Annotated in this window: 12 protein-coding genes; 5 read left to right on the top strand and 7 right to left on the bottom strand. The window is 60.3% G+C overall.

From position 1 onward, the window contains the following. Positions 1-328: 328 nt before the first annotated feature. Positions 329-2,017, bottom strand: coding sequence for a long-chain-fatty-acid--CoA ligase FadD2 (gene fadD2 / locus AC1RMX_RS16435; protein WP_493072538.1), 1,689 nt, complete (start codon positions 2,015-2,017; stop codon positions 329-331). Positions 2,018-2,266: 249 nt separating this feature from the next. Between fadD2 and AC1RMX_RS16430 the strand changes: the two genes are divergently transcribed. Next, a complete protein-coding gene (locus AC1RMX_RS16430) occupies positions 2,267-3,211 on the top strand; it encodes an alpha/beta hydrolase (RefSeq protein ID WP_493072537.1) in 945 nt (314 codons plus the stop codon). Positions 3,212-3,253: 42 nt separating this feature from the next. Then, complete coding sequence (locus AC1RMX_RS16425; protein ID WP_003227420.1) at positions 3,254-3,724, top strand: MaoC family dehydratase; 471 nt, start codon at positions 3,254-3,256, stop codon at positions 3,722-3,724. A gap of 69 nt (positions 3,725-3,793) precedes the next feature. On the opposite strand, the gene AC1RMX_RS16420 is transcribed toward AC1RMX_RS16425, so the two are convergent. Continuing rightward, positions 3,794-4,261, bottom strand: coding sequence for a PA2169 family four-helix-bundle protein (locus tag AC1RMX_RS16420; RefSeq protein ID WP_096818237.1), 468 nt, complete (start codon positions 4,259-4,261; stop codon positions 3,794-3,796). A gap of 205 nt (positions 4,262-4,466) precedes the next feature. On the opposite strand from AC1RMX_RS16420, the gene AC1RMX_RS16415 reads away from it, so the two are divergent. Next, positions 4,467-4,703 (top strand): DUF3820 family protein, encoded by a 237-nt coding sequence (locus AC1RMX_RS16415; protein ID WP_003227425.1) that lies wholly within the window; start codon positions 4,467-4,469, stop codon positions 4,701-4,703. Positions 4,704-4,727: 24 nt separating this feature from the next. Continuing rightward, positions 4,728-5,909 (top strand): aminotransferase class V-fold PLP-dependent enzyme, encoded by a 1,182-nt coding sequence (locus AC1RMX_RS16410; RefSeq protein ID WP_493065995.1) that lies wholly within the window; start codon positions 4,728-4,730, stop codon positions 5,907-5,909. Here the strand turns inward: AC1RMX_RS16410 and AC1RMX_RS16405 are convergent. The 4 genes from AC1RMX_RS16405 to zwf form a co-directional block, all read right to left on the bottom strand. Then, a complete protein-coding gene (locus AC1RMX_RS16405) occupies positions 5,906-6,622 on the bottom strand; it encodes an intradiol ring-cleavage dioxygenase (protein WP_493072536.1) in 717 nt (238 codons plus the stop codon). The genes AC1RMX_RS16410 and AC1RMX_RS16405 overlap by 4 nt on opposite strands. A gap of 200 nt (positions 6,623-6,822) precedes the next feature. Continuing rightward, positions 6,823-7,488, bottom strand: coding sequence for a bifunctional 4-hydroxy-2-oxoglutarate aldolase/2-dehydro-3-deoxy-phosphogluconate aldolase (locus AC1RMX_RS16400; RefSeq protein ID WP_011335602.1), 666 nt, complete (start codon positions 7,486-7,488; stop codon positions 6,823-6,825). A gap of 17 nt (positions 7,489-7,505) precedes the next feature. Then, complete coding sequence (gene pgl, locus AC1RMX_RS16395) at positions 7,506-8,219, bottom strand: 6-phosphogluconolactonase (RefSeq protein ID WP_096818242.1); 714 nt, start codon at positions 8,217-8,219, stop codon at positions 7,506-7,508. After that, positions 8,206-9,672 (bottom strand): glucose-6-phosphate dehydrogenase, encoded by a 1,467-nt coding sequence (gene zwf / locus AC1RMX_RS16390; protein WP_085709658.1) that lies wholly within the window; start codon positions 9,670-9,672, stop codon positions 8,206-8,208. Before zwf ends, pgl begins: the two co-directional genes overlap by 14 nt. 226 nt (positions 9,673-9,898) lie before the next feature. On the opposite strand from zwf, the gene AC1RMX_RS16385 reads away from it, so the two are divergent. After that, positions 9,899-10,759: a MurR/RpiR family transcriptional regulator gene (locus AC1RMX_RS16385; protein WP_169842436.1), complete on the top strand. Its 861-nt coding sequence runs from the start codon at positions 9,899-9,901 to the stop codon at positions 10,757-10,759. Positions 10,760-10,809: 50 nt separating this feature from the next. On the opposite strand, the gene AC1RMX_RS16380 is transcribed toward AC1RMX_RS16385, so the two are convergent. After that, positions 10,810-11,670, bottom strand: a complete 861-nt coding sequence (locus AC1RMX_RS16380) for a D-hexose-6-phosphate mutarotase (RefSeq protein WP_493072535.1) — start codon at positions 11,668-11,670, stop codon at positions 10,810-10,812. Positions 11,671-11,730: the final 60 nt, after the last annotated feature.

Genomic DNA, 11,730 nt, shown 5'->3' with positions numbered 1-11,730 from the left:
CGAATTCAGCACCGCATTTGATGCGATTATTATTGGTGTTTGTTTATTGGTGAGTCTGGCTTTTTACAAGGCCGAGAAGTCACAAAGCGCGCCGAGAGTAGCAGCTTTGCCAAGGGTCGACTAGAGCCAAAAGCGGCCCCTACAGTCATTTTCATGACTCAAGAACTACTGGCAGTCATTTTAGAGCAAAAATCCTATAACTCTCTAAAAGCCCCGGAATTCCGGGACAAAAAGCAAAAGATCGCAGCCTTCAGCGGCTTAAGGAAGCCACCAGAGGCTGCGATCTTCAGGCCTCAACGCGAATGCGTCAGGCGCAGTCATTCGGCGATCAGGCGATATCGCGCAACTCACGCCGCAGAATCTTCCCGACAGGCGTCATCGGCAACGACTCACGCAGCACAATGTGTTTGGGCACCTTGTACGCGGTGAAATTCTCTTTGCAGTAGGCCTTCAGTTCTTCCAGGCTCACGCCGGTTTCCCGCGCCACAACAAACAGCTTCACCGCTTCCCCGGAGCGCTCGTCCGGCACACCGATCACCGCGCAGTTGGCGACTTTCGGGTGGGCCATCACCACGTCTTCGATCTCGTTCGGGTACACGTTGAAACCGGAGACGATGATCATGTCTTTCTTGCGGTCGACGATGCGCACGAAACCGTCCGGGTCGATCACCGCGATGTCACCAGACTTGAACCAACCCTCGGCATCCAGCACCTCGGCGGTGGCCTCGGGTTTCTGCCAGTAGCCCTTCATGATCTGCGGGCCCTTGATGCACAGTTCGCCGCGCTCGCCCAAAGGCTGTTCGACGCCGTCGTCATTGATGACTTTCAACCGGGTGCCCGGCACCGGCAGCCCGACCGTGCCGATTCGTGAAAGATCGCCGTAAGGGTTGGTGCAGGCCACCGGCGAAGTTTCGGTCAGGCCGTAGCCTTCGGTGATGCGGCAACCGGTGATCTGCTCCCAACGCTCGGCGGTGGCCTTGACCAGCGCAGTGCCGCCGGAGTTGGTGAGCTTGAGGGTGGAGAAATCCAGGGTTTTGAAGTCCGGATGATCCATCAGCGCGACAAACAGCGTGTTGAGTCCCAGCAGTGCCGAGAACTTCCAGTTCTTCAGCTCCTTGATGAAACCGCCGATGTCACGCGGGTTGGTGATCAGCACGTTGTGGTTGCCCGACACCATCATGCACATGCAATTCGCGGTGAAGGCATAGATGTGGTACAGCGGCAGCGGCGCGATCATCACTTCCTGACCTTCGCGCAGCAGTGGCTGGCCATCGCTGCCGAACTGGGCGAGACAGGCGCGAACCTGCTGCATGTTGGCCACCAGATTGCCGTGGGTGAGCATCGCGCCCTTGGCCAGGCCGGTGGTGCCGCCGGTGTATTGCAGGACGGCGATGTCGTCCAGGCCGACCTTCAGCGGCTTGATGCCCAGGCCCCGACCCATGCGCAAGGCGCTCTTGAAGGAAATCGCCTGGGGCAGCGAGTACGCCGGGACCATTTTCTTCACTTTGCTGACCACGGTGTTGACCAGCCAGCCCTTGGCGGTGGGCATCAGGTCGCCCATCTTCGCTTCGATCAGGTACTGGATGTCGGTGTCCGGCAGCACTTCCTGGACCTTCTGGCCGAACATGTTCAGGTACACCAGCGCCCGGGCACCGGAGTCCTTGAACTGGTGACGCATCTCCCGCGCGGTGTACAGCGGGTTGGTGTTGACCACGATCAGCCCGGCACGCAGCGCGCCGAACACGGCAATCGGATAATGCAGGACGTTGGGCATCTGCACCGCGATGCGATCCCCCGGCACCAGATCGGTGTGGGCTTGCAGGTAACCGGCGAACGCGGCGCTGTAGCGCTCGAGTTCGGCGTAGGTCAGGGTCACGCCCATGTTGCTGAACGCCGGGCGATCAGCGAATTTCTTGCAGGAACGCTCGAACACCTCGATCACCGACTTGAATTCACCCACGTCGATGTCCTGGGGTACGCCCGCCGGGCGTTTGTCATTCCAGAAATCAGGTTGCATTGTTCTTGTCCTCTTTACCTGAGCCGATCCGGGGCCGCTTCGCTGTCATTTTTCTCTTGTCCTTGAAAAAGCCGAAAGCAAAAAGCGGGGCTTCACGGACACTAGCAGCTATGGTCATTCAGGCAAATATGGGCGACGTCCTCATTGATCGTGTGAATCTTCCAGCCGTGGCGTGAGCTGATCGGACGCGCTATACAATGCAACCTCTGCTGGCCCCTGCAGCAAAAGCATGCAGCAAAAGGAATAGCCATGATCCACGACACTTTCTGGCTGGACGCGAGTGACCGCAGCCGCCTCTTCATCAACCAGTGGCTGCCGAACGCGCCGCTGAAGGCGGTGATTCTGCTGGCCCACGGCATGGCCGAGCACAGCGGTCGGTATGCGCGACTGGCAGAGTCGTTCTGCACCGAAGGTTACGGTGTATACGCGCCCGACTTACGCGGCCATGGCAAAACGGCCGATCAAGGGACGCTCGGGCATTTCGCCGACGACGATGGCTGGTGCAAGGTGGTCGGCGACCTGGCCAGCCTCAACCAGCACATCGGCCAGCGTCATAGCGACGTACCGATCGTGCTGCTCGGGCACAGCATGGGCAGCTACATCGCGCAGGCTTATTTACTGCATCACAGCGCCAGCCTGCACGGCGCAATTCTCAGCGGCTCGAATTTCCAGCCGGTGGCGCTGTACCGCGCAGCCCGGCAGATCGCCCGGTTCGAAAAGCTGCGCCAGGGCGCCAAGGGTCGCAGCGCGCTGATCGAATGGCTGTCGTTCGGCTCGTTCAACAATAAATTCAAACCGGCGCGCACCGAGTTTGACTGGCTGAGTCGCGACCCGGCCGAAGTCGACAAGTACGCCACCGATCCGCTGTGCGGCTTTCGCTGCACCAATCAGTTGTGGATCGACCTGCTCGGCGGGTTGCAGCAAATCAGCAAAGCGTCCAATCTCGCCCAGATCGACCCGGGCCTGCCGCTGCTGGTGATTGGCGGCGAATGTGATCCGGTGAGCGAAGGCAAGCGTCTGACTGATCTGGCCAATGCCTTGCGCTCGGCCGGCAGCCAGAACCTGCAACTGAAGATCTACCCGCAGGCGCGGCACGAATTGTTCAACGAGACCAACCGCGACGAAGTGACCGCCGATGTGCTGGCCTGGATCGACCAGGCGCTCAGCCATCGCCGTCCTCACCGCAGCGAATAATTTATTGTGGATTCATTTAATCCGTCACAGGAATCAAGACCGATGACCCAGGTTACCAACATCCCTTACGAAGCCCTCGAAGTCGGCCAGACCGCCAGCTACAGCAAGACTGTCGAAGAGCGTGACATCCAGCTGTTCGCCGCGATGTCCGGCGACCACAACCCGGTGCACCTGGACGCCGAGTTTGCCGCCGCCAGCATGTTCAAGGAACGCATCGCCCACGGCATGTTCAGCGGCGCGCTGATCAGTGCGGCCGTGGCGTGCGAGCTGCCTGGGCCGGGCACCATTTATATCGGTCAGCAGATGAGCTTCCAGAAACCGGTAAAGATTGGCGACACCCTGACCGTACGCCTGGAAATCCTCGAGAAACTGCCGAAATTCCGCGTGCGCATTGCCACTCGCGTATTCAACCAGCGCGATGAATTGGTCGTGGACGGTGAAGCCGAGATTCTGGCTCCACGTAAACAACAGACCGTTACCCTGCCGACCTTGCCGGCCATCAGCATCGGCTGATCAATCTCGGTTAAATCCGGACACAAAAAAACGCCAGACTAGCTGGCGTTTTTTCTTGGCCCCGAACGCTTAAGAGCGTGCGCGAGCCTGGTTACGCAGGGCTTTCACTTGATCGTGATTGCGTTGCACGCCGTGGTACTGGCGTTCGACCAGATCACGGATGCCCACCAGGTTGTGCTTGTTGATCTTCTCGATCGCTTCACGATAGGCCTTCAGGGCATGGTCTTCACCGCGCTCGGCTTCGTTGAGTACCGCTTCTTCGTCCTTGCCGGTAAACACGGCTTTGACGTCGACCCAGCGACGATGCAGATCGCCGCTGACGCTGGTGGAAGTTTCCGGATCGCCACCCATTGAACGCACGGTCGCCTGCAATTCGGCAGCAGCCGTAGCGCAGTCGGCGGAGCGTTTCACGAACAGGGTTTTCAGTTCAGGGTGTTTGATGTCTTCTGCACAGGTCTTGAACCCTTCCTGACCGTCCTTGCTGGTTTCAATCAGGTCGTTGAGGACGGAGATGGCTTCTTTATTGAGGTCAGTCATTTTTTAATTCCTTGCGTTCGGTGGAAGGTGCAAGGAGTGTTGCAGTGGCCGTGCCAGTTTTTTCTATTGAATTTATTCTTTTATTTTCAATAAGTTACTCATAAAGACGAAATCTGTATGCCTGTTATTTGCATGATCTGTCATTTGGCCTGCATGCAGAATGCCTGTATTTTCCAGACTGTTTTGAACTCAGACGATCCGTGCAATGAATCCCGAAAAACTCGAACTGCTGATTACCCGCGAAATGCCCTTCGGCAAATACAAGGGACGGATCATCGCCGACCTTCCCGGCCCGTACCTGAACTGGTTCGCCCGTGAAGGCTTCCCCCACGGCGAACTCGGCGGCCTGCTGGCGCTGATGCAGGAAATCGACCACAACGGCCTGTCGGACCTGCTTGAACCGTTGCGCGCCAAACATGGCAAACCCGCCCCGCGCCACTGAGGCGCATCCTGATCCGAGTCGACCATGCCCGATAACACCCGCCGCGCCCGAGACGAAGCCTTCTGGCAAACCTTCGCCGACCGTTACGACCGCCACCCCGGCCCCGTGAATCTGGAAAACGGCTACTTCGGGCGCATGTCGCGCACCGTGGTCGAGGACTATCAACGCCACATCGAGCTGATCAACAACAGCAACTCGATCTACGTACGCCAACGCTTTGAACAGCACGACAGCCTCGACATCCGCGCGCAACTGGCCGAACTGATCGGTGTGCGTGCGCAAAGCATCGCCTTCACCCAGAACGCCACCGCCGGCCTGCAGTCGCTGATCCGCAACTACAACCGTCTCGAACCTGGCGATCAGGTGCTGATCTGCGATCTGGAATACGACACGGTCAAGGGCGCCATGCGTTGGCTGGCCCGCCATCGCGGGGTCGAGGTGATCGAGATCGAGCACACGCACCCGGCCAGCTTCGACAGCCTGCTGGCGACCTACCGCGAAGCCTTCACTCGCTATCCGAAGCTCAAGCTGATGGCGCTGACCCACGTCACCCACCGCACCGGACTGGTGATGCCGGTGCAGGCCATCGCCTCGCTGGCCAAGGAACATGGCGTCGATATCATCCTCGATGGCGCCCATGCCCTCGGCCAGATCGAGTTCGATCTGGAAGCGCTGGGCATCGCCTTCGCCGGGTACAACCTGCACAAATGGATCGGCTCGCCGCTGACCCTGGGCTTTCTGTATATCGCCCCGCAACGCTTGGCCGACATCGACCCAGACATGGGCGAGATGCATTTCCCGCTCAACGACATCCGCTCGCGCACACCCCACAGCACGCCGAACATTCCGGCGCTGATGACCCTGCCGCTGGTGTTCGAGGAACACCGCTCACTCGGTGGCGCGGCGGCCAAGGGCGCACGAGTCAATTACCTGCGCAACCTGTGGGTCAGCGCCGTGCGCAATCTGCCGGGCATCGAAGTCACGACCCCGGACGATCCACGTCTGTATTGCGGCATCACCTCGATGCGTTTTACCCGGCATGCCGACCAGCAGGCGATGGTCGAACGCCTGCTCAACGACTACAACCTGTTCACCGTCGTGCGCAACGGCGCAGCCTGCGGGCCATGCATCCGCATCACGCCGTCGTTGACCACGACGGCGGCGGAGATCCAGTCGCTGGTTCTGGCGCTGAATGAACTGCGTTAAACCGTGTACTTGTCGAAGTCCTCGGGCTTGATCTGCGACGACACCGCAAAGGTGTCGATGCCGATCGTGAGGTGGCCGAAGTAACCGTCCTCGTGGGAGTCGCGGCCGATCGGCCACACGGTCAGGGTCGAGGCCTCCCCACCCATGTTGGCGTAATAGACATCGTTGGCATTGCACACCGGTACCGAGCCGCGCCCGCGATACGCCTTGGCGTTGAGCACGCCGCGAGAAACCACCTCGGGGAAGTACAGCTGTCCGACCCAGGCCACATTGCGCTCGTCCAGGTATTCGTTGCCGGCGACGATGCGCACCGCCACGTGAATGTGCAGGGCACGTCCGGCATAAAACCCCGGATAGATCGTGGTGAAGCGCACCCTGCCCTTGTGATCGCTGAACTGACCGCCGCGCAGGTAGGTGTCGTCGTCGGTTCGCGGGATTGAACCGATGTCTTCGACATCGACTTCCTGGTCCGGGTTGACCCGACTCCAGCCGGAATAGGCGCCCCGTGCGTTGCAGTGCCAGATATCCACCAGTGCCCCGCTGACCGGTTCGGCGGTCATCGCATCGACGATGGTCAGGCGCAGCAGCAAGGGCAGGCCCTCGGCGCCTTCACTGATGTTGCGACGCAGCAGTTTGGGATTGCGAAAATACGGCCCGGCGACTTGCTCGGGGGCCAGTTGATAAACCGATGGCGCTGAAGGCTGGTTATCCATGACGCGTTCTCTCTTCCATAAGATGAACGCAGGTTAGCGCCACACACCGAGCCAGGTGCGGTAACTATGTATCTCCAGATAACGTATCTCGAGATAACGAAGGTTTTTTGCGGGCAAAAAAAAACGGTGCACCGACCAAGCGCACCGTTAAAGCCGTAGAACACACAACGAAGTGTCAGGAAAAAACTATTTCAGAAACATCAGTCCAGCAGCGCCAGAGCCTCGGCGGTGCATTCCTGAATGCGCGCCCAGTCACCGTTCTTGATCCACTCAGGATCCAGCATCCAGCTACCGCCCACGCACATGACGTTTTTCAGCGCCATGTAGCTCTTGATGTTGGCCGGGCCGACACCGCCAGTCGGGCAGAATTTCACTTCGCCGAACGGGCCGCCCAGAGCCTTGATGGCCGCCACGCCGCCGCTGACTTCAGCCGGGAACAGCTTGAAGCGGCGATAACCCAGGCCATAGCCTTCCATGATGCCGGAAGCGTTGCTGATGCCCGGCAGCAGCGGGATCGGGCTTTCGACGCTGGCTTCCAGCAGGTCACGGGTGATGCCCGGGGTGACGATGAATTGCGAACCGGCCGCTTCGGCCGCGGCCAGCATGTTGCGGTCGAGCACGGTGCCGGCACCGGTCACCAGCTCCGGGCGCTGCTCGCGCAGGATCTGGATCGCCTTGAGGCCGAACTGCGAACGCAGGGTCACTTCCAGCGCGGTCAGACCACCGGCGGCCAGGGCGTCGGCCAGCGGCAACACGTCCTGTTCACGGGCGATGGTGATCACCGGCAGGATCCGCGCCTTGGCGCAGAGGCTGTCGATCAGGGCAACTTTGTCCGCCATGGAAACGGTCGGGGATGGGGTTGTCATAGCGGCTGTTCCTTGGCTCATGGGCACCAGTAAATCTCTAACGTAGGTTGCAGAAACGCGCGAACCGGCATGGCGGCGACGTCGTTGGATGCCAGTGCGGCATTCAGGGTGGTCAGTTTCGACTGACCGGAAATCGACAGAATCTTGTGCCGCGCCGAGGCCAGCAGCGCCCGGCTCATGGTCAGGCGTTGACGCGGCACGCTTGGCGCCAGCATCGGCCAGCAGCGACGGGTGCCATCGGCTTGCAGGGCTTCAGTCAGGTTCGGGCTGTCCGGGAACAACGACGCGGTGTGACCGTCATCGCCCATGCCCAACACCAGCACGTCGATGGGCGGCAACTCGGCGAGCAACCGATCGGCCTGCTCCGCAGCCTGCTCGACGTTGGCCGCCGCGCTGTAAAGGCTGAGGAACTGCGCCTTGGCCGCCGGGCCCTTGAGCAGATACTGCTTGAGCAGGCCGGCATTGCTGTCGGCGTGTTCGACCGGCACCCAGCGCTCGTCGGCCAGGGTCACGACGACCTTCGACCAGTCCAGCGCCTGCTTGGCCAGGTGCTGGAAAAACGCCACGGGGCTGCGACCGCCGGACACCACCAGCACAGCGTTGCCTCGCGCTGCCAATGCATCGCTCAACTGCTTGGCGACATTCAGCGCCAAGCCTTCGGCGAGCAACACCGGGCTCTTGAATTCGTGGGCATTTACGCCCGCGGGCAGTTTCACATCAGATATCGCCATACCACGACCTCCCGTCCCGCGTGATCAATGCAATGGAGCTCATCGGCCCCCACGACCCGGCCGCATACGGCTTGGGCGCGTCACCGGATTTTTTCCACCCGGCGATCAACTGGTCACACCACTTCCACGCGGCTTCGATTTCATCTTTACGGACAAACAGGTTCTGATTGCCGTTCATCACTTCCAGTAACAACCGCTCGTAGGCGTCGGGGATCCGCGCGCTGCGCCAGGTGTCGGAGAAATTCAGTTGCAACGGGCCGCTGCGCAGCTGCATGCCCTTGTCCAGGCCTTGATCCTTGGTCATCACACGCAGGGAAATGCCTTCGTCCGGTTGCAGACGGATGATCAGTTTGTTGCTGATCTGCAGGCGCTGCTCCGGGGCGAAGATGTAGTGCGACGGTTCCTTGAAGTGGATGACGATCTGCGACAGTTTCTGCGGCATGCGCTTGCCGGTTCGCAGGTAAAACGGCACGCCGGCCCAGCGCCAGTTGCGGATATCGGCACGCAGGGCGACGAAGGTTTCGGTGTCGCTCTGGGTGTTGGAATTCGGCTCTTCCAGGTAACCCGGTACGGATTTGCCTTCGCTGTGGCCGGCAATGTACTGGCCGCGCACCACTTGAGTGGTCAGGCCTTCCGGGCTGATCGGCGCCAGGGCCTTGAGCACTTTCACTTTTTCGTCACGGATGCTGTCGGCGGACAGGTCGGCCGGCGGGTCCATGGCAATCAGGCAAAGCAGTTGCAGCAGGTGGTTCTGGATCATGTCGCGCAACTGGCCGGCCTTGTCGAAATAGCCCCAGCGGCCTTCGATGCCGACCTTCTCGGCCACGGTGATTTCCACGTGGGAGATGTAATGCTGGTTCCACTGGGTTTCGAACAGGCTGTTGGCGAAACGCAGGGCGATCAGGTTTTGTACCGTCTCTTTGCCCAGGTAGTGGTCGATGCGGTAGGTGCGGTTCTCCGGGAAGAACTGCGCCACGGCGTCGTTGACCTTGCGCGAGGATTCGAGGTCCGAGCCGATCGGTTTTTCCAGCACCACGCGGGTGTTTTCGGCCAGACCGACTTTCGCCAGGTTCTCGCAGATCGCGCCGTACACCGCCGCCGGGGTGGCGAAGTAGGCAATCATGCGTTGTTTGGTGCCCGCCAGTTCGGCCAGCGCCGCGTAATCTTCAGCCTTCAGGAAGTCGACGTGCAGGTAGGTCAGGCGCGCCAGAAAGCGCTCGGCCACGGCCTCGTCCAGCTCCTTGCCCACGTAGCGGCGCAGTTCGGCGGCAATAAATGCCATGTGCTGCTGTTCGGTGCCTTCTTCACGGGCCAGCGCGATAATACGCGTGTCCTCGTGCAGCAGGCCGGCGCCATCCAGGTGATAAAGGGCAGGAAACAGCTTGCGCAGGGCCAGATCGCCCAAGGCGCCGAACAAGGCGAAGGTGCACGGTTCAACCGTAATCGAAGGCATGATGTTTGTTCTTTTATCAAGTTAAGCTACAAATACCTTTTTTCAAGGCATCACTCAAGGGAAAATGTAGTAATAACCACAACATTTTCGCAAAATACAGATTCCGAGTGGTGGTCGGTCGGAGCCATCAGTAGGATAGGCCACCGTCACGGGCCACATCAAAGGCCCAATTTGCATAGCCGCGCGCTTATCGGCGCCGGTGAATCTAGGAATTCTTATGGACCGCGTGCGAAATTTACTGGAACAAATCCAGAGTCGCCTTGAAGAGCTGAACAAGGCCGAACGCAAAGTCGCCGAAGTGATCCTGCTCAACCCACAGCAGGCCACCCGCTTCAGTATCGCCGCCCTCGCCCAGGCGGCGTCGGTCAGTGAACCGACGGTCAACCGTTTCTGCCGTTCGTTCGGTGTCAGCGGCTACCCTGAACTCAAGCTGCAACTGGCCCAGAGCCTGGCCAGCGGCGCGGCGTATGTCAGCCGTGCAGTGGAAGCTGATGACAATCCCGAAGCCTACACACAGAAAATTTTCGGCAGCGCCATCGCCTCGCTCGACAGCGCCTGCCAGGCGCTGGACCCGAACCTGATCAGCCGCGCCGTCGACCTGTTGATCCAGGCCCGGCAGATCCACTTCTTCGGCCTGGGCGCCTCGGCCCCGGTGGCTTTGGATGCGCAACACAAGTTCTTCCGTTTCAACTTGGCGGTGACCGCCCACGCCGATGTGCTGATGCAACGGATGATTGCGTCGGTGGCGCACACTGGCGAGCTGTTCGTGATCATTTCCTACACCGGGCGCACCCGCGAACTGGTGGAAGTGGCGCGCATCGCCCGGGAGAACGGTGCTTCGGTACTGGGTCTGACCGCCGAGAACTCGCCACTGGCCAAGGCCAGCACCCTGAGCCTGAACATTCCGCTGCCGGAAGACACCGACATCTACATGCCGATGACCTCGCGGATCATTCAGTTGACGGTGCTGGATGTGCTGGCGACGGGGATGACGTTGCGTCGCGGGGTGGATTTCCAGCCGCATCTGCGCAAGATCAAAGAGAGCTTGAATGCTAGCCGGTATCCGGTGGGTGACGAGTTCAACTGAAGATCAAAAGCCCCTCACCCTGATCGTTCCCACGCTCTGCGTGGGAACGATCAGGGTGAGGCAGCAGCCCAAGCCTGCAAACTCAAATGCGCCTTCTCCCCCGGCGCCAGATGCAAGCTGTCGGTGCCCCCCGCCGCCGCTTCAACACAGACAAATTCCGAGATCTCATCCCAGGTCACGCCCAACAATGGCCGCGCCCCCGGATGCCAGACAACCGTGTCCGCGCTGTCACCGGTATCGATGCACAACTCGCGCTGCCAGGCGTGATCCTTGAGCTGCAATTCACCGTCGTGCTGGAACACGCGCTGACAGCCGCCTTCGACCCGTAATTCGCCTTCCTGCTGACAAATCTCACGGTTCAATTGATCGTAACCCTGCGCGCCTTCGAGCCCAGACAGCGCTATCTCACTCACATCGCCAATACGCCAGTAAGCGTGCAAAGCCTGGCTCAACTGGCACGGCATGTCGTCCTGATGCTCGGTGCTCAGGCGCAATTCCATGCGCTCACCCAGGTGCGCGTGCAGGTCCACCTGCCAGTCGCACAGCTGCAATTGCCAATGCAAGCGCACGCCGTCATCGCTGGTGCTGCTGTCGAGCAGTTTCCAGTCCAATAGTCGCGCCCAGCCGTGGGACGGCCACGCGTTTTCGCTCGGATGACGGCCATACCACGGCCAGCAAACCGGCACACCGCCACGGATCGCGCCGACATGCGGCCACTTTGCCGCGCACCACAGCCACGGTTTTTGCCCGCGCGGCTGAAAGTGCAGCAACTGCGCGCCCTGACGACTGAACACCGCCTGACACAGCGGATGGTCGATCACCAGCACATCGCGCATCTGATAGCGCTCCCAGGCGAACACCGGTCGTTCGCGCAAGGATTTGAAGAAGCGTTGCAGCGGATGCTCATGCATGGGCCACGGTTCCAGATTCAACTTTCATGGGCTGCGACGCCCCTTTGCAAAAAAAAGCGG

This window comes from Pseudomonas sp. GW822-FHT03F04 (genome assembly GCF_058801405.1).
The sequence above is the reverse complement of the archived record's forward strand: the minus strand, read 5'-3'. Positions and strand labels throughout refer to the sequence as shown.